The following is an 18418-nucleotide window of genomic DNA, read 5'->3' as shown; positions in this document are numbered from 1 at the left end:
CCCACGGCGGGCGACACCCGCGGCGGATGTGCGAGGCTGGCCCCCGGGTGGTGAAGATCTTGGAAGAACTGCTGGTCGGGCGGGACGAGGAACGGGGCCGGATCACGTCGGTGCTGACCCGGGTGTCCGCGCCCGCGGGCGACGCCCTCGTCCTCCGCGGGGCGGCGGGCATGGGCAAGAGCGCCTTGCTCCGTACGGCCCGGGAGCTCGCGCACGAGCGAGAGATCCGCGTCCTGTCGGTGACCGGCGTGCAGGCCGAGACGCGCCTTCCGTTCGCGGCGCTCCGGCAACTGCTGGCGCCCCTGGGAGCAGACCCGATCACCGACGGTGAGCCGCACGCCGTGGGGATCTCGGCGCTGGAGTTGCTGAGCTCGGCCGCCTCGGACCGGCCGATCGGCCTGATCGTGGACGACGCTCAGTGGATCGACCGGCAGAGCTGGCAGGCACTGGCCTTCCTCGGGCGCCGGCTCGCCGATGAGCCGCTGTTCCTGCTGGTGGCGGTTCGGGAGGGTGAGGAAGCCGCGGCCCGGTTGGCCGGGTCCGGGCTGCCCGAGCTCACGGTGGGCCCGCTGCCGGAGGACGTGGCCGGGTCGCTGCTCGACCGGGTCGCCGCCGACCTGCCGCCGGCCGTGCGCCGCCGGGTGATCGCGGAGGCCGATGGGAACCCGCTGGGCCTGATCGAGCTGTCGGCCACGGCCGGTCGGCTGGACCAGCACGCGCTGCCCGAGTCGTTGCCGCTGACCGAGCGGCTCGAGCGCACGTACGCGACGGTGGTGGCTGGTCTGCCCGCGCTCACCCGGTCGCTGCTGCTGGTGGTGGCGGTCGACGACGAGGATCAGCTCGACGAGGTGCTGGCGGCCGCGCGCCCGGCCACGCTGGACACGTTGCTGCCCGCGCTGGCCGCGGGCCTGCTCACCAGTGACGGGGTGAGCGTGCAGTTCCGGCACCCGTTGATCCGCTCGGCGGTGCGGCAGGCGGCGACCGTGGCCGAACGCCTCGCCGCGCACGCCGCCCTGGCGCGCGTCCTGCCCGCTGACGGCGACCGGACCACGTGGCATCTCGCCGCGGCCGCTCTGGGCGGTGACGAGGAGCTGGGCCGGCGGATGGCCGAGCTGGCCGGACGAGCCGGTCGCGGTGGCGCCCTCGACACCGCCGTCGTTGCCTGGCAGCGCGCCGCCGAACTGACCGAGGACCCGCAGGCGCGGGCGGACCGGTTGATGTGGGCCGCTACCACGGCCATGCGGCGCGGTGACCGGCCGCTCAGCGAAAGCCTGCTCCGCACGATCGCCGGACTCGAGCTGGACGCGAGCCAGCAGGTGCGGTTCCTGTGGATGCGCGAGGCCGTCCTCGGTGAGGGCTGGTCCGGCAAGACCCGGCACGCCCGGCTGTTCGACGCGGTCGAGCGGATCATCGACAACGGCGACGACGAGCTCGCCCTGGACGCCCTCACCCTGTTCGCTCTGCGCAACTGGTGGGATCCGCCGCCCCCGGAGCGACGGGCCGACATCCTCGCCCTGATCGACCGGCTGACCATCCCGGCCGACGACCCGCGCCTGATCCGGGTGCTCGCGCACAACGCGCCGACCGAGCGGGCCGCGCAGCTCGTGGAACGGCTGGCCGCGAAGGTGGCGGCGCCACCCAGCCATCCCGATCGGCTGTTCGAGCTGGGCGAGGCCGCGACCGCGATCGGGGACCACCCCTCGGCCGCCCTGCTGCTGGCCGACGCCGTCGCCGGCGCACGGTTCAGCGGCCACTTCAACACGCTGCTGTTCGCGTTGAAGTCGCAGGCGTGGATCGCGGCGCACTCCGGCGAGGTGCGGCTGGCCGTGGTCGCGGGCGAGGAGGCCGAACGACTCTCGCTCGAGGTCAGGGACTTCGTCGGGGCGATCAGTGCGAAGCTCTGCCTCGGTCTGGCCGAGGCGTTGCGTGGCGACACCACGGCCGCGACCGGTCACGCCGATCAGGCCGGGCAGGCGTTGCACTCCGGCGGCCGGCACCCGTTCCGGTCGGTGATCACGATGGTCCGGGGGGTCGCGCTCCTCGCGGACGGCCGGCCCCTGGACGCGTTCGAGCAATTGCGCCGGATCTTCGACCCGCAGGACGAGGCCCACCATCCGTACGTCCGATTGGTTGCTCTGGCCCACCTCGCCGAGGCGGGCCACCTGGCCGAACGCCTGCCGGAGCTGGATCTGATCGTGCAGGAATGCCGCGCCCTGGCCGCCTCCGCGCCGTGGCCGGTGCTGACCGTGCATCTCAGTTACGCGGAGGCGTTGCTGGCCGACGACCCGGAACGCGACTTCCGTGCGGCGCTCAAGGCCGACCTCGCGGGGTGGCCGTTCGAGCGCGCCCGGATCCAGCTCGCCCTCGGCGAGTGGCTGCGGCGTCAGCGCCGGCCCACCGAGGCGCGGCCGGTGTTGCGGGCGGCGTGGGAGACGCTGACCGCCCTGGGCGTCGCCCCGTGGGCCGAACGGGCCCGCCGCGAGCTGCGGGCCACCGGTGAAACCGTCAACCGCGGCGAGGACCGTACGGGGGAACTGACCGCCCAGGAGTTGCAGATCGCCCAGCTGGCCGCCCGCGGACTGAGCAACCAGGAGATCGCCCGGCAGCTCTATGTCTCTCCGCGGACGGTCAGCACTCATCTCTACCGCATCTATCCGAAGGTCGGGGTGCGGTCGCGGGCCGGTCTGGCCGAGGCCCTGGCTACTTCAAAAACGTGAGCAGCCGCCGGGTCATCTCCTCCGGGTGCTCCTCGTAGATCCAGTGCCCGGAGTTCGCGATCTCGGCGAACGAACTGTCGGTGGCGTACTTCGGAACCTGGGTCTCGGAGAACCGCTGCAGGCTGTGGTCGGCGCCGAAGGCCAGCACCGGCATCGTCAGCTTGGTCTGCTGGTAGACCTTGTTGTCGGCGATGTCGGTCGGGAAGGCCCGGAACCATTCGAAGCTGGCCCGCAGGTGGGCGTCGTCCTTCAGATACTTGGCGAAGACCTTGACGTCGTCCGGGCCGACACCGTCCTTGACCACCTCGAGATGGTCGGTGAAGCCCTGCACCCACTGCTCCTCACGGCCGTCGACGGTCTGCTCGGGCAGGCCGTTGCGCAGCAGGAAGAAGCCGAACTGCCAGGGGCCGGGGCCGTTGGCGGTCAGTGCCGGAAACGAGTAGATCTCGTCGTCGGGGATCGGAGCCTCGCTGAGCACCAGTTTGCGGACCTCGGTGGGATGGGCCGCCGCGTAGGCGTACGCGACCATGGTGCCGATGTCGTGCCCGACGATCCGGATGTCGGAGTTCAGGCCCAGCCGCACGAGCAGGCCGTGGATGTCGGCCGCCATCGTCTTCTTGTCGTACCCGCCGCGCGGGGCGTCGCTCTTGCCGGCGCCGCGCAGGTCGGGCGCGATGACCGTGTAGTGCCGGGCCAACGCCGGCATGATCTCGTGCCACTCGTACCAGGTCTCCGGGTATCCGTGGACCAGCACCAGCACCGGGCCATGACCACCGCGGACGTAGTTGATGCCGACCGAGCCCACCCGGACCTTCTGCTCGGTGAAGCCGGCCGGGATCCGCTCCGGACCGCGGGGGTGGGCCACGGCGGCACCGGGAATCAACGAGGCCGCGAGGACGAGCACTGCCGCGAGCGCCCACTTCTTCATCGGCCCTGCTCCTTCAGCCAGGTCAGCGCGGTCTCGGCGACCTCGCGCCAGCCGGCGTCGATGGTCAGCGAGTGCGCCTTGTCCGGGAAGTCGACGATGTCGGTGACCGCGTGCGAGTGGCGGTACTGCTTGAGGGTGGCCCGCACGACCACCTCGGGCACGGTGTGATCCCGGCCGCCGGCCATCAGCAGCAGCGGGCCCCGCGACTCGTTACCGGTGTCGACCTTGGCCGGCGAGTGCGGGTTGAAGTTGGCGGCGGCCGCCTCGAACAGCGGCTTGCCCGGGGCCGGAATCGACCAGCGGTCGTACAGCTCCTGCGACTCGGCCTCGGAGATGGCGTTGCCGAAGGCGTACCGGAACTGCTCGGCCGTCAGCGAGACGGCCCGGCCGCTGTTGGCCGGGTTGCCGAGAACCGGGAAGCCCGAGCGCAGCGTGGACAACGGAAGCGGCAGCACGCCCTTGATCTGGGCGGCGTCGATGGCCACGGCGGCATCGGCCAGATCGAGACCGAGCAGCTTCTGGGCGATCATGCCGCCGAACGAGTGACCGATCACGATCGGTTTGACCGGCAGCGACTCGAAGATCCCGGCGAAGTGCGCGACGACGTCGTCGATGCCGTGCCCGGCGAGCGCATCCGGGTCGGCCCGGGTCTCCTCGACGGTGCCGGCGTCACCGGGCCAGCCCGGCGCGGCGGGCTCGTAGCCCCGCTCGGCGAACAGCTCGACCCACGGCTGCCACGACGACGCGTGCAGCCAGAGGCCATGGATGAAGATGACAGGTTTCCGCATACCCGGAACGCTAGGGACGGCGCCTGGCGCTTCGCGTACGTCTTTTGACGGACACCAGGGCCCGACTCGCTCGAAGCGGCGGCCGGGCCTCGCGATTGCCGCTCGCTCCGAGATCACTCACATGGTCGATGGGGGGCTGTCCGGGCTTGCCGCCGGACGTGCTGCCTGCTGCCGCCTGGTGTACGCGCGCACCCGGGCGCGATTGCCGCAATCGGCCGGATCGCACCAGCGCCGGCTGTGGTTGCGGGTGGTGTCCAGGAAAAGCCATCCACAACCGTCGCCGTCGCACCGGCGCAGTTCCGGCCGATCACGGTCGAGCAGGTCGGCGACCGCCAGCGCGAGGTGCGCTGCGACGTTCGCCGACATAGGAGTGAGAGGCAGGGCCGGCGCCACGTCCGCGACGCCCAGAGCCTCGCGTCAGGCGGTCATCACCGTGGCGATGTCTCGAGGGTCGGATGTGATGAACCACTGCGCTGGCCGACGGTCTCGTCCACGGTCACACCCTGATCGACCCCGAACTCTTCGATCGCCTGACTGACCGGATCACCGCCGAGCACCCCGAACTCGCCGGTGGCATGCCGCAGCGGATCCTCGATCAGGCCCTCGCCTTCCTCGGCACCAGTGCAATCGCCACTCAGCCGCTCGGCCCGTCCGAACTCGTCGACATCGGTTGGCACACCTTTATCCTTTACACCGTCGACTACGCCGCGTTCTGCCAGCGGGTAGCCGGCCGGTTCATCCACCACGTCCCCGACGACGACCCCACCGACCAAGGCGGCACCCCACCGACCATCCCGACCACCCTGACGGACACCGTGACCGCGATCCGCAGGGCCGGGTTCACCCTCGACGTGGACCTTTGGCCGACGGCTGCCGACTGCAGCAGCAAGTGCACTCAATGCCACGCCGGATGCACCGACAGCCCGACCCGCTGATCCGCCCACGTTGGTGCCGGGGACCGTACGCTGGTCTCCGGCACCAACGTGTGGACGGAGAGCACCATGGCCCGGCAGCAATGGGATCAGCTCCCCCCAGCGCTCCGTAACCTGATCACCGACCACGAGGGACCCTTCAAGGACGTCCAGGACCCGGGCGCCGGATCGAACGCCGATTTCGCGGCGACGCTCACCGCTTACGACGGCAGCCTGGCCTTCTGCAAAGGCGCTCGGCTCGACACCGACCAGACCGGCTTCCTCCGCAACGAGATACGCCTCAACCAACACCTCCCCCGCGACCTAGCCCCAAGGCTGCGCTGGAGCGCCGAAGCGGACGGCTGGCTAGTCGCCGCCTTCGATCACGTCCCCGGCACCAGCGCGGACCTACGCCCCGGCTCGCCGGACCTGCCCGTCATCGCCCGCACCCTGACCCGCATGGCCAAGGCACTCACCCCATGCCCACCGGTCAACATCCAACCAGCCACCGCCCGATGGGGACGCCTACTCGACCCCGCCCTCATTGACGGCGACACACTGCTGCACACCGACATGACCCACAACAACTTCCTCATCGCCGACGGCCACGCCCAGGTCGTCGACTGGTCGATGCCATGCCGCGGGGCAATCTGGCTCGATACCGCCCGCATGCTGGTCCGACTCATCCGCGCCGGCCACACACCCACCCAGGCCGAATCCTGGGCCGCCGCACTCCCGACCTGGACAGAAGCCTCCCCCGAAGCCGTCGACGCGTTCGCTGCAGCGCTCGCCAAACTGTCACGAAAGCTACGCGACACCAGTGCCGACGCACCCCATCTGGCCGAGATGGCCACAGCCAGCGGCGCGTGGGTACAGCACCGCCTCAAACAGCCGCAATAAGTCGCTCCATCAAAGCGGGGGAAGCTCATCTGGCCCCGATCGGCATTGCCAGCGCACGCGTCGGCGTTCCGAGGCAGCGTTGCGGTCACTCAAGGCGAGAGCCGGGTGACAGTGAGACGCGACACGCCCGACACACCATCTGGTGTTGCTTGCGTTGAGGCTCACCCATATATGGTGTTGCTCGCAGCTGGTTCGGGCGCCGCGTGAAGTGGCGTCCGAGGCAACAGGGAACCCGGTGTGAATCCGGGACTGCCCCGCAGCGGTAAGTGGGAACGAAAGCCGTCAACGAAGCACTGGGCTCCGCAGAGCCTGGGAAGCGACGGCCGGTAGGAGCGTGTCATGCGCCCACGAGTCCGAAGACCTGCCAGCGCGCCGCACGCCGACCGGTGTGCGGCGGTCGAAGGCCGCGTGGGACGGCCGACGCCACCAGCCGGCCGGGTTTCACGGGCCGGTGGCGTCCTCCTGCGCGCCTTCACAGGTTTTGGGGGGACGCGGGAGATGACGGTCACACAGGACAAGACATCCGTGCCGGAACAGCGGCGGCACGTCATGCAGGTGCGTAAGCGCAACGGCGACCTCGAGACGGTCGACGTCAACAAGATCGTCAAGGCGGTCGAGCGGTGGGTCGCCGACCTCGACGAGGTGGACCCGCTGCGGGTCGCGACCAAGACGATCAGCGGGCTGTACGACGGTGCGACGACGGCTGAGCTGGACAAACTGTCCATTCAGACGGCGGCCGAGCTGATCGGCGAGGAGCCGCAGTACTCGAAGCTGGCCGCCCGGCTGCTCGCCGCGTACGTGGACAAGGAAGTTCGCCTGCAGGAGGTGGCGAGCTTCTCCCAGTCGATCCGCTATGCGCACCAGCAGGGTCTGATCGGTGACGAGACGGCCGCGTTCGTGCGCCGTAACGCGCGCAAGCTCGACGACGCGATCGACCTCGACGGTGACCTGCGGTTCGAGTACTTCGGCCTGCGTACGGTGGCCGACCGCTACCTGCTGCGCCACCCCCAGAGCCGCCTGGTCGTCGAGACACCGCAGTACTGGCTGCTCCGCGTGGCGTGTGGCCTGTCCGAGACGCCGGCCGAGGCGATCGGCTTCTACAAGCTCATGTCGAGCCTGGCCTATCTGCCCAGCTCACCGACGCTGTTCAACTCGGGCACCCGGCACACCCAGATGTCGTCCTGCTTCCTGGTCGACTCGCCCAAGGACGAGCTCGACTCCATTTACGAGCGCTACCACCAGGTGGCCAAGCTGTCGAAGTTCTCCGGCGGCATCGGCATCTCGTGGTCGCGGGTGCGCGGGCGTGGCGCGCTGATCCGGGGCACGAACGGCAAGTCGAACGGGATCGTGCCGTTCCTCAAGACGCTGGACGCGGGCGTGGCGGCGGTCAACCAGGGCGGCCGGCGCAAGGGCGCGGCGTGCGTCTATCTCGAGCCGTGGCACCCGGACGTCGAGGAGTTCCTCGAGCTGCGCGACAACACCGGGGAGGACTCCCGGCGTACGCACAATCTGAATCTGGCCAACTGGATCCCCGACGAGTTCATGCGCCGCGTGGAGGCCGACGGCGACTGGTCGCTGATCGACCCCTCAGACGCCCCTGAGCTGCCCGATCTGTTCGGCGAGGCGTTCGACGACGCATATAAAAAAGCCGAGAAGAACGCGGTCAAAACCGTCAAGGCCCGCGACCTGTACGGGCGGATGATGCGCACGCTCGCACAGACCGGCAACGGCTGGATGACGTTCAAGGACCCGTCCAACCGGCTCTCCAACCAGACCGGCGCGCCCGGCAACACGATCCACCTGTCCAACCTGTGCACCGAGATCCTCGAGGTGAACTCGGACGACGAGACCGCGGTGTGCAACCTCGGCTCGATCAACCTGGGCGCCCACACGACCGCCGACGGCGGCGTGAACTGGGAGAAGCTGCGCGAGACGGTTCGGACGGCGGTCGTCTTCCTCGACCGGGTCATCGACATCAACTACTACCCGTCGGAGCAGGCCGGCCGGTCGAACCCCCGGTGGCGTCCGGTCGGGCTCGGGCTGATGGGTCTGCAGGACGCGTTCTTCACCCTGGGCCTGCCGTTCGACTCCGAGGCGGCCAAGGAGCTGTCCACCCGCGTCCAGGAGGAGATCTTCCTGACCGCGCTGGAGAGCTCGGTGAAGCTGGCCGAACGGTTCGGACCGCACCCCGCGTACTCCGAGACGCGCGCGGCGAACGGCTATCTGCATCACGAGCTGTGGGGCGCGAAGCCGTCGCAGAGCAAGCGCTGGAAGGCGCTCAAGGCCGCGATCGGCGAGCACGGGCTGCGTAACTCGCTGATGATCGCGATCGCTCCGACGGCCACCATCGCGTCGATCGCGGGCTGTTACGAGTGCATCGAGCCGCAGGTATCCAACCTGTTCAAGCGCGAGACGATGTCGGGCGAGTTCCTGCAGATCAATTCCTATCTCGTACGGGAACTGAAGGCTCGCGGATTGTGGACGGCCCCGATCCGTGAGCAGATCAAGCGGGCCGAAGGGTCGGTGCAGGCGATCAATGAGCTGCCCGCCGACGTGCGCGAGGTGTTCCGTACGGCCTGGGAACTCCCGCAGAAGGCGCTGATCGACCTCGCTGCCGCGCGAGCGCCCTATATCGACCAGTCGCAGTCGCTCAACCTGTTCATGAGCGCGCCGACGATCGGCAAGGTCTCCTCGATGTATCTGTACGCGTGGAAGGCCGGTCTCAAGACGTCGTACTACCTGCGCTCGCGCCCCGCGACGCGCATTCAGCAGGCGACGGTGGCGGTGGCTCCGGCCGCGGTCACGACGCTTCCGACGGTGAAGGCCGTCAGCGACGAGGAAGCGCTCGCCTGCTCCCTGGAAAACCCCGAAAGCTGCGAGGCCTGCCAGTGACCACCATTCCCGAACCCCGCACCGCGCCCGCCGAGAAGAAGCACCAGATGCTTCTCGACCCCGGCATGGACCTCACCCTGCGGCCGATGCGCTACCCGCACTTCTTCGACCGGTTCAAGGACGCCATCAAGAACACCTGGACCGTCGAAGAGGTCGACCTGCACTCCGACCTCGCCGACCTGCAGCGCCTCTCCCCCGCCGAGCAGCACCTCGTGTCGCGGCTCGTCGCGTTCTTCGCCACCGGCGACACGATCGTGGCGAACAACCTCGTGCTCAACCTCTACCAGCACGTGAACTCGCCCGAGGGCCGGCTCTACCTGTCTCGGCAACTGTTCGAGGAGGCCGTGCACGTTCAGTTCTATCTGAACCTGCTCGACACCTACGTGCCCGACCTCGACGAACGCACGGCCGCTTTCTCGGCCGTCGAGAACATTCCGTCGATCGCGCGGAAGGCCGAGTTCTGCTTCAAGTGGATCGACTCGATCTACGAGATGCGCGAGCTGAAGACGCGCGAGGACCGGCGGGCGTTCCTGCTCAACGTCATCTGTTTCGCCGCGTGCATCGAGGGCCTTTTCTTCTACGGCGCTTTCGCGTACGTCTATTTCCTGCGCTCGCGCGGCGTGCTGCAGGGATTGGCGTCCGGCACGAACTGGGTGTTCCGCGACGAGAGCATGCACATGGCGTTCGCGTTCGACGTGGTCGACACCGTACGGCAGGAAGAACCGGACCTGTTCGACGCCGACATGCAGCAGCAGGTGCGCGACATGCTCTCCGAGGCCGTCGAGTGCGAGGTGCAGTTCGCCGCCGACCTGCTCGAACAGGGCGTCTCCGGCATGTCCCTGACCGACATGCGCGAGTACCTGCAGCACGTGGCCGACCGCCGCCTGTCCGCGCTCGGCATCGAGCCGATCTACGGCTCGAAGAACCCGTTCGCGTTCATGGAGCTGCAGGACGTGCAGGAGCTGTCGAACTTCTTCGAGCGACGCGTCTCGGCCTACCAGGTCGGCGTGACCGGAAGCGTCAGCTTCGACGACGACTTCTGAGAAGTTGCGGCCGGCGTCAGGCTCCTGGCGCCGGCCGCAACACCTTCGATCATGACGACAACGGATCGTCGGCTCACCGACCGGGTCGCGGCGTTGATGCGCGACGGCGGCTGGCACAAGGTCACCGTCACCGCGCGAAGCGGGCGGACCGTGCGCCGACCTGACGGCGAGACGCGTCCAGTCGCTCGAAATCCGCGGGTCGCACGGCGACCATCTCGCGGCCCTCGATCACCACAGTGCGTCTGTCGATCTTCCGGCCCATGCGGCACCCTCCCCGCGCAACGGACAACAGACGACCAGTGAACCACGAACCGGCCAACCCATATCCCGTACGGCGGACGCCTTCACCGATCGTCGCGGCGCGCACCGTACGATGTCGGGTGGTGCTGGTTCGCCCTGTCCGCCAGGCGGGGTGTCGTAAGAGGGAACCCGGTGTGAGACCGGGACTGCCCCGCAGCGGTGAGTGGGAACGAAAGCCGTCATCAAGCACTGGACGCCACTGAGGCGTCTGGGAAGCGACAGCCGGTAGGCACGAGTTGGGCGCCCACGAGTCCGAAGACCTGCCAGCGCTGCGCACGCCGACCGGTGTGCGCCGCCGGCGGTCCCTCGGGAGGACCAGGGCTGCGCTTGCGCGTGCCTTCCCCTTCCCTGCCCGCCGGGCACTTCGAGGGAAGGACCCCTGTTGTCTTTCGGTCAGAGCACCGTCCTGGGCTACCCCCGTATCGGCCCGAACCGCGAGCTGAAGAAGGCCGTCGAGGCCTACTGGGCCGGCCGCGTCTCCTCGGAAGAGCTGGAAACCACCGCAAAAACGCTGCGGGCCGAGGTGTGGCAGACCCTGCGTGACGCCCGCCTCGACGCGATCCCGTCCAACACGTTCTCCTACTACGACCAGGTCCTCGACACCGCCGTCGCGGTCGGCGCCATCCCCGACCGGTTCGAACGGCTCGGACTGTCCGACCTGGACACCTACTTCGCGATGGCCCGCGGCGTCGACGAGGAGCCCGCGCTCGAGCTGACCAAGTGGTTCGACACCAACTACCACTACCTGGTCCCCGAGATCGACGAGGAGACCATCTTCCGGGCCCGGCCGGAGAAGGCCCTGCGCGAGTACGCCGAGGCCGCCGCGCTCGGCATCACGACCCGGCCGGTGCTCGTCGGGCCGGCCACGTTCCTGCTGCTGGCCAAGGGCGTGAGCCCCTTCGACCGGTTGGGTGAGCTGACCGACGCGTACGGGGAAATCCTCGGTCTTCTCGCCGACGCCGGTGTCGAGTGGGTGCAGCTGGACGAACCGGCCTACGTCACCGACCGCACTGCCGGGGAGATCGACGCGCTGCGGGCGGTCTACCACCGCCTGGCCGGCCTGGAGCGACGGCCGAAGATCTTCGTGGCCACCTACTTCGGTGAGCTCGGCGACGCCCTCCCGGCCCTGCTCGACACGCCGATCGAGGCGCTCGGCCTCGACCTGGTGGCCGGGCCGGGCAACCTGGCCCGGCTCACCGCGGCCGGACCGCTGGGCGGCAAGACGATCGTGGCCGGGCTGGTCGACGGGCACAACATCTGGCGTACCGACCTGCGCGCCGCCGCCACCACCGGGGCGACCGTGGCCGGGCTGGCCGACCACGTCGCCGTGTCGACGTCGTGCTCGCTGCTGCACGTGCCGGTCGACCTGTCCGTCGAGAAGAACCTCGACCCCGACCTGTACGCCCGGCTCGCGTTCGCCCGGCAGAAGGTCGACGAGGTCGTGCTGCTCGGCAAGGCCCTGCGCGACGGCACCGCGAGCCTGCCCGCCCCGCTGCCGCCGACGCCCGCGTCGTGGCGCAACACGTCGGTGCGGGACCGGCTCGCCGCCCTGACCCCGGCCGACCGGCAGCGCGGCTCGTACGACGAGCGCGCCGCGGCCCAGCAGCAGCGGCTCGGCCTGCCCGACCTGGCGACGACGACGATCGGTTCGTTCCCGCAGACCGCCGAGCTGCGCAAGGCCCGCGCCGAGCTGCGCACCGGGACGCTCGACGAGGCCGGTTACGCGGCCCGCATGCGCAACGAGGTCGAGCAGGTCATCCGGCTGCAGGAGCGGCTCGGCCTCGACGTGCTGGTGCACGGCGAGCCCGAGCGCAACGACATGGTGCAGTACTTCGGCGACCAGCTCGACGGGTTCGCCACCACGCACCTCGGCTGGGTCCAGTCGTACGGCTCGCGCTGTGTTCGCCCGCCGATCATCTACGGCGACGTGGCCCGCAAGGCGCCGATGACGGTCGAGATGTCGGCCTACGCCCAGTCGCTGACCGCCAAGCCGGTCAAGGGCATGCTCACCGGCCCGGTCACGATCCTGGCGTGGTCGTTCGTGCGTAACGACCAGCCCCGCGCCGACACCGCCGATCAGGTCGCGCTCGCCCTGCGCAACGAGACCGTCGACCTCGAAGCGGCCGGCATCAAGGTCATTCAGGTCGACGAGCCGGCTCTGCGTGAGACATTGCCGCTACGCAAGGCGGACCAGAAGGCGTACCTGGACTGGGCCGTCGGGTCGTTCCGACTCGCCACCAGCGGCGTCGCCGACGACACCCAGGTCCACACCCACCTGTGCTACTCCGAGTTCGGCGAGGTCATCACGGCCATCGACGCGCTCGACGCCGACGTGACCAGCATCGAGGCATCCCGCTCGAAGATGGAGGTGCTCGACGACCTCGCGGCCATCGGCTACTCCCGCGGTGTCGGGCCGGGCGTGTGGGACATCCACTCGCCGCGGGTGCCGTCGCAGGACGAGGTGGTCGACGCCGTACGCCGGGCGGTGAGCGCGGTTCCGGCCCGCCGGTTGTGGGTCAACCCCGACTGTGGTCTCAAGACGCGCGGGTACGCCGAGGTCGAGGCGTCGCTGAAGCACCTGGTGGCCGCGGCCGCCGAGGTCCGCGGCAGCTGAACCCTCCGAACGCCGGGCGGGTCTTTGCCGAGGCCCGCCCGGCCCTTCACCCTGGAGTTTCCTCGTGAACCACGAATCCGCCGCTTTCCGGTCCGCCCTCGAGGTGGTCCGGTCGGTCGAGCCGCGCATCGCCGACGCCATCGCACACCCACGCGCATGACTCAGCCCGGCCGGCCGCCGACGGCCTCCGAGATGACCCTGTCGGCGCATGGCCACCCGGACGTGGTCGGCGGCCACCCGGCGGGTCACTCGCGGTCAGGAGCTCGGAGCCGGGTGCGTCGTTGCATGAATCACGCTGTCGCCAAGCTCTTGCAACAACCTTGAAGTGGGGATTAGCGTCCGCTTGGAGGTCCTGACATGACATCAACCGAGTTCCGGCGCAGCCTCACCCGGCGCGACTGGCGATCCCTGGGCGGCATGGCTGCCTTCATCGTGCTGCTGCACGTCGTCGGGTTCGCCGTACTGTTCGGGCTGGTCGTGCCGCAGCATTTCCACCTCGGCGGCGTGCATCCGGTCTTCACCGTCGGCGTCGGCATCCTGGCCTACACGTTCGGGCTGCGGCACGCGTTCGACGCCGACCACATCGCCGCGGTCGACAACACCACCCGCAAACTGATCCAGGAGTCGGACCGCAAACCGCTGTCGGTCGGGTTCTGGTTCTCGCTCGGCCACTCGACGATCGTGTTCGCGCTCGCGTTCCTGCTGTCCGTCGGCGTCAAGGCCCTCGCGGGTCAGGTCGAGGACGACGGCAGCGCGCTGCATTCGGTCACCGGCGTCATCGGCGCCTCGGTGTCCGGCGTCTTCCTGTGGGTCCTCGGCATCCTCAACCTCGTCGTGCTCGTCGGCGTCATCAAGGTCTTCCGCAACCTGCGCCGCGGCCACTACGACGAGCAGGCCCTCGAGGACCAGCTCAACAAGCGCGGCTTCATGAACCGGTTCCTCGGCGGGCTCACGAAATCGGTGCGCAAGCCGTGGCACATCTACCCGATCGGCGTGCTGTTCGGGCTCGGCTTCGACACCGCCACCGAGGTCGGCCTGCTCGTGCTCGCGGGCGGCGCGGCCGCGTTCAACCTGCCGTTCTACTCCATCCTCGTGCTGCCGATCCTGTTCGCGGCCGGCATGTGCCTGATGGACACGCTCGACGGCGTCTTCATGAACTACGCATACGGGTGGGCGTTCGCCAAGCCCGTACGCAAGGTGTTCTACAACATCACCATCACGTCGATCTCGGTGGCGGTGGCCCTGATCATCGGGACGATCGAACTCATCGGTGTGCTCGACGACCAGGCCCACATCACCACCGGCCCGCTCGCCGCGATCGGCGCGATCCCGCTCGATTACGCGGGCTACGGCATCGTCGCCCTGTTCGTGGTGGCCTGGATCGTCGCCCTGGCCGTCTGGCGTTTCGGCCGCATCGAGGAACGCTGGTCGGCCGGCCTCACCAGCGACTGAGCGTTACTCGGTGGCGGCCAGGGCGGCCAGCCGCAGCGAGAGGTCCCGGACGACGGTCTCGACATCGCTGCCGGCGCTGTCGCTGACGATGGTCAGCGACAGCTCGGTGAGCAGCAGGAAGGCGTGGGCGCGTTCGGCGTCGTCGGCGAACGCGCCGGTCAGCGCCCGCGCGCCGTCGAGGTCACCGCGATGCCGGGCCGCGATGATCCCGACAGCCCGCTGCATGCCCGCCAGCAGCGCCGCCGACTCGGGGCTCACGCCGCGCCGACGAGGTCCCGCAGCTGGACGAGCAGTTCGGCCGGGTCGCCGGTGGCCTTGCCCTGGGCGAATCCGGCGTTGCCGCCGCCGCGGCCGGACAACAGCAGCTTGACCAGGTGGGCGGCCGAGAGGCCGCGGTCGACGGCGGCCGGGGTGAGCGCGACGACAAGGCCCGGGCCCGCGAGGACTCCGATGACGCCGGGGCGGTTGCCGAGCCGGTTGCGGACCTTCTCGGCCAGCGTCTTGCCGTCGCCGGTGATGGTCACGCCGACGTAGGCGATGCCGCCGACGTCGACCGCGCCCGCCGCGTATTCCTCGGCATCCAGATCGAGCAGCCGGGCCCGAAGGTCGGCCGCTTCCTTCTCGGTCTGCTTCATCCGGGCGAGCAGCGCGGTCACCCGGTCGGGCAGTTCCTCGGGCCGGGCCTTGAGCTGGGCGGCGAGCCGTCCGACGAGGTCGCGTTCGCGGGCCAGGTAGCGGAACGCCTCGATGCCGGTGACGGCCTCGATACGACGCTGGCCGGCGCCGACCGAGGACTCCCCGGTCACGGCCAGGGAGCCGATCTGGGCCGAGCGGTCGACGTGGGTGCCGCCGCACAGCTCGCGCGACCAGTCGCCGCCGATCTCGACGACCCGTACGGTCTCGTCGTAGGTCTCGCCGAACAGCGCGAGCGCGCCCTCGTGGCGGGCCTGCTCGAGCGGCACGTAGCGCACGCCGACCGGCAGGTCACGGCGGATGGCCTGGTTGGCGACCTCCTCGACCTCGCTGCGGGTCACGTCGGACAGGCCGCCGCGCCACGCGAAGTCGAGGCGCAGGTAGCCGGGCCGGTTGTAGGAGCCGGACTGCAACGCCGACGGGCCGAGCACGTGCCGCAGCGCGGCGTGCACGACGTGCGTACCGGAATGGGCCTGCCTTGCCCCCACGCGCCACTCCGGGTCGACGGCGGCGTGCACCGTGTCACCGACGGCGATGGTGCCGTCGAGGATCCGTACGGTGTGGGCGACCAGGCCCTTGACCGGGCGCTGCACGTCGATCACCTCGGCGCGCAGGCTCGGGCCGGTGAGCAGGCCGGCGTCCGAGTCCTGGCCACCGCTCTCGGCATAGAACGGCGTGCGGTCGAGGGCGACGGTGACGATCTCGCCCGTGCCCCACACGGCCAGGACCCGCGAGTCGGTCTCCAGGGTCTCGTACGCGAGCCAGTCCGTCGGCCCGTTCGCGTCGAGCACCGTCCGGTAGGCCGAGAGGTCGGCGTGCCCGGTCTTGCGTGCCTTCGCGTCGGCCTTGGCCCGGGCGCGCTGCTCGGCCATGAGCACCCGGAAGCCGTCCGCGTCCACGTCGAGGCCCTGCTCGGCGGCGATCTCGAGGGTCAGGTCGATCGGGAAGCCGTACGTGTCGTGGAGCTGGAACGCCTTGTCACCGGCGAGCGCCGAGCGGCCGGCCTTCTTCGTGTCGGCGATGGCGGTGTCGAGGATCGTGGTGCCGGCGCGCAGCGTACCGAGGAAGGTCTCTTCCTCCCCGTACGCGGCCTGGCTGATCCGCTCGAAGTCGGCGGCCAGCTCGGGGTACGACGGCGCCATGCAGTCCCGCGCCACCGGCAGCAGCTCGGGCAGCGCCGGCTCCTGCCAGCCGAGCAGCCGGATGGCCCGGATCGCGCGGCGCATGATGCGTCGCAACACGTAACCGCGGCCCTCGTTGCTGGGCGTGACGCCGTCGCCGATCAGCATCAGCGCGGTCCGCACGTGGTCGGCGATCACCCGCAGCCGAACGTCGTCGGGGTGCGACTCACCCGCGACATGACCCGACTTCGCGCCGTACTTCTTGCCGGTCATCTCGGCCGCGCGGGCCAGGATCGGCCGCACCTCGTCGATCTCGTACAGGTTGTCCACGCCCTGCAGCAGCGACGCGACCCGCTCGAGACCCATGCCGGTGTCGATGTTCTGCTGCGGCAGGTCACCGACGACCGTGAACTCCGACTTCGACTTCACGTCGGTGATCTCGTACTGCATGAAGACCAGGTTCCAGAACTCCATGAACCGGTCTTCGTCGACCTCGGGGCCGCCGTCCCTGCCGTACGCGGGGCCGCGGTCGTAGAAGAGCTCGGAACACGGACCGGCCGGACCGGGGATGCCCATCGACCAGAAGTTGTCCTTCTTACCCCGCCGCACGATCCGCTCGGCCGGCACCCCGATCTTGCGCCACAGGTCGAACGCCTCGTCGTCGTCGAGGTAGACCGTCGCCCAGATCCGCTCGGGGTCGAGACCGTAGGCACCCGTCGACAACTCCCAGGCGAGCTTGATCGCGCCCTCTTTGAAGTAGTCACCGAACGAGAAGTTGCCGTTCATCTGGAAGAACGTGCCATGCCGCGAGGTCTTGCCGACCTCGTCGATGTCCGGCGTGCGGATGCACTTCTGCACGCTGACCGCACGCTTGAACGCCGGGGTCTGCTGGCCCAGGAAGTAGGGCACGAACTGCACCATGCCGGCGTTGATGAACAGCAGGTTGGGGTCGTCGATGGCCGGCAACGGGGCACTCGGCACGACCGTGTGCCCGTTGGCCTCGAAATGCGCCAGATAGCGCCGCTTAATCTCCGCCGTCCGCATGAACGCACCCCTTATTGCCGGTCGATTGCAGTTACATAGTATTGCTGACTGTGCAGACGCGTTCCGGTACCCCACGACCGATCACCCGCTACGGCAACCCGGTGCTGCACCGGCGCTGCGCCGACGTGACGGCCTTCGACGACGACCTGGCCCAGCTCGTGGCCGACATGTTCGCCAGCATGGCCGCGGCCAACGGCGTGGGCCTGGCCGCCAACCAGATCGGCGTCGATGCCCGCGTGTTCGTCGTGGACTGCCCGGACGCCTCGGGCACGAACGTGGTCGGCCACGTCGTCAACCCGGTGCTGCACCTGCCCGTGACGCGTGAGCTGGACGACGACACCGAGGGCTGCCTGTCGGTGCCCGGCCCGCACGCCGCGCTGCCGCGACCTGCCACGTCGTACGTGACCGGCTTCGACATGACCGGGAACCCGATCCGCATCGACGGCACCGGCGTGCTCGCCCGGTGTCTGCAGCACGAGACCGACCACCTCGACGGGCTGCTCTACGTCGACCGCCTGCCCGCCAAACAACGCAAGAAGCTGCTCGCCGAGAGCGCCGACCATCCGGGGGTCGGCGTCTAGCCGCAGTTGGCGCAGCGACCGGCCAGGGTCAGGCTCTGGCCGGAGAAGCAGAAGCCCGTACGGGTTTCGGTGGCGTCGAGCAGGCCGTGCACCTCGCCGGCGGGAATCTCGGCAACCGCATCGCACTGGGCGCAGATCGCGTGGTGATGCGGCCGATCGGCCAGTCCATAGCGGACGCGGCCGGGACGGCCCAGCGTGTGCACGACACCGGCGTCGGCCAGCGCGTGCAGGGTCCGGTAGACCGTCGAGTGATCGGTCTGCGGGTATCGGCCGGCCAGCCGTTCGTGCAGTTCGCGCGCGGACAGGTGGCCGCAGCTGTCGATCAGGGCCTCGACCAGCGCGCACTTGACGACCGTCCACCGGCGGCCGTCGCTGCGCAGACGCTCGCGGATCGCTGCCACCCGTTGCTGCCGATCGTCCGCCATGGCGTAGAT

At 69.6% G+C, this 18418-nt stretch carries 14 protein-coding genes and 2 riboswitches; of the genes, 8 read left to right on the top strand and 6 right to left on the bottom strand.

The features are described from left to right. Nucleotides 1–50 precede the first annotated feature (50 nt). A complete protein-coding gene (locus KOI35_RS26880; protein WP_215791390.1) occupies nt 51–2717 on the top strand; it encodes a helix-turn-helix transcriptional regulator in 2667 nt (888 codons plus the stop codon). Here KOI35_RS26880 and KOI35_RS26875 read toward each other — a convergent pair. From KOI35_RS26875 to KOI35_RS26865, 3 genes are all read right to left on the bottom strand, one after another. Next, nucleotides 2701–3645, bottom strand: a complete 945-nt coding sequence (locus KOI35_RS26875) for an alpha/beta fold hydrolase (protein WP_215791389.1) — start codon at nt 3643–3645, stop codon at nt 2701–2703. The genes KOI35_RS26880 and KOI35_RS26875 overlap by 17 nt on opposite strands. Next, entirely contained in the window at nt 3642–4433 is a 792-nt protein-coding gene (locus tag KOI35_RS26870) for an alpha/beta hydrolase (RefSeq protein ID WP_215791388.1), read from the bottom strand. The genes KOI35_RS26875 and KOI35_RS26870 overlap by 4 nt, the downstream gene beginning before the upstream one ends. A gap of 117 nt (nt 4434–4550) precedes the next feature. Then, nucleotides 4551–4799, bottom strand: a complete 249-nt coding sequence (locus tag KOI35_RS26865; protein WP_215791387.1) for a CGNR zinc finger domain-containing protein — start codon at nt 4797–4799, stop codon at nt 4551–4553. A 209-nt stretch (nt 4800–5008) separates the two neighbouring features. On the opposite strand from KOI35_RS26865, the gene KOI35_RS49410 reads away from it, so the two are divergent. The 6 genes from KOI35_RS49410 to nicT all read left to right on the top strand — a co-directional run bounded on the left by KOI35_RS49410 (nt 5009) and on the right by nicT (nt 14545). After that, complete coding sequence (locus KOI35_RS49410; protein ID WP_498371308.1) at nt 5009–5368, top strand: glycine-rich domain-containing protein; 360 nt, start codon at nt 5009–5011, stop codon at nt 5366–5368. Nucleotides 5369–5434: 66 nt separating this feature from the next. Then, a complete protein-coding gene (locus KOI35_RS26855; RefSeq protein WP_215791385.1) occupies nt 5435–6244 on the top strand; it encodes a phosphotransferase in 810 nt (269 codons plus the stop codon). Between the two features lie 171 nt (nt 6245–6415). Next, nucleotides 6416–6627: riboswitch (cobalamin riboswitch) on the top strand. Nucleotides 6628–6742: 115 nt separating this feature from the next. After that, on the top strand, nt 6743–9136 hold the full coding sequence (locus KOI35_RS26850; RefSeq protein ID WP_215791384.1) for a ribonucleoside-diphosphate reductase subunit alpha: 2394 nt from the start codon (nt 6743–6745) through the stop codon (nt 9134–9136). After that, on the top strand, nt 9133–10179 hold the full coding sequence (locus KOI35_RS26845; protein ID WP_215791383.1) for a ribonucleotide-diphosphate reductase subunit beta: 1047 nt from the start codon (nt 9133–9135) through the stop codon (nt 10177–10179). The genes KOI35_RS26850 and KOI35_RS26845 overlap by 4 nt, the downstream gene beginning before the upstream one ends. A gap of 370 nt (nt 10180–10549) precedes the next feature. Further along, a riboswitch (cobalamin riboswitch) is annotated at nt 10550–10761 on the top strand. A gap of 100 nt (nt 10762–10861) precedes the next feature. After that, nucleotides 10862–13093, top strand: a complete 2232-nt coding sequence (gene metE / locus KOI35_RS26840; RefSeq protein WP_215791382.1) for a 5-methyltetrahydropteroyltriglutamate--homocysteine S-methyltransferase — start codon at nt 10862–10864, stop codon at nt 13091–13093. Nucleotides 13094–13450: 357 nt separating this feature from the next. Continuing rightward, nucleotides 13451–14545, top strand: coding sequence for a Nickel transporter NicT (nicT, locus tag KOI35_RS26835; protein ID WP_215791381.1), 1095 nt, complete (start codon nt 13451–13453; stop codon nt 14543–14545). Nucleotides 14546–14548: 3 nt separating this feature from the next. Here nicT and KOI35_RS26830 read toward each other — a convergent pair whose 3' ends face one another. Beyond that, a complete protein-coding gene (locus KOI35_RS26830; protein WP_215791380.1) occupies nt 14549–14803 on the bottom strand; it encodes a superoxide dismutase in 255 nt (84 codons plus the stop codon). Next, nucleotides 14800–17403, bottom strand: coding sequence for an alanine--tRNA ligase (gene alaS / locus KOI35_RS26825; RefSeq protein ID WP_215791379.1), 2604 nt, complete (start codon nt 17401–17403; stop codon nt 14800–14802). The genes KOI35_RS26830 and alaS overlap by 4 nt, the downstream gene beginning before the upstream one ends. A gap of 50 nt (nt 17404–17453) precedes the next feature. On the opposite strand from alaS, the gene def reads away from it, so the two are divergent. Further along, nucleotides 17454–17984, top strand: a complete 531-nt coding sequence (gene def / locus KOI35_RS26820; RefSeq protein WP_215791378.1) for a peptide deformylase — start codon at nt 17454–17456, stop codon at nt 17982–17984. On the opposite strand, the gene KOI35_RS26815 is transcribed toward def, so the two are convergent. Then, entirely contained in the window at nt 17981–18409 is a 429-nt protein-coding gene (locus KOI35_RS26815) for a Fur family transcriptional regulator (protein ID WP_215791377.1), read from the bottom strand. The genes def and KOI35_RS26815 overlap by 4 nt on opposite strands. Nucleotides 18410–18418 lie beyond the last annotated feature (9 nt).

It is taken from the genome of Paractinoplanes bogorensis (genome assembly GCF_018829635.1).
Lineage (GTDB): Bacteria > Actinomycetota > Actinomycetes > Mycobacteriales > Micromonosporaceae > Actinoplanes > Actinoplanes bogorensis.
The sequence above is the reverse complement of the archived record's forward strand: the minus strand, read 5'-3'. Positions and strand labels throughout refer to the sequence as shown.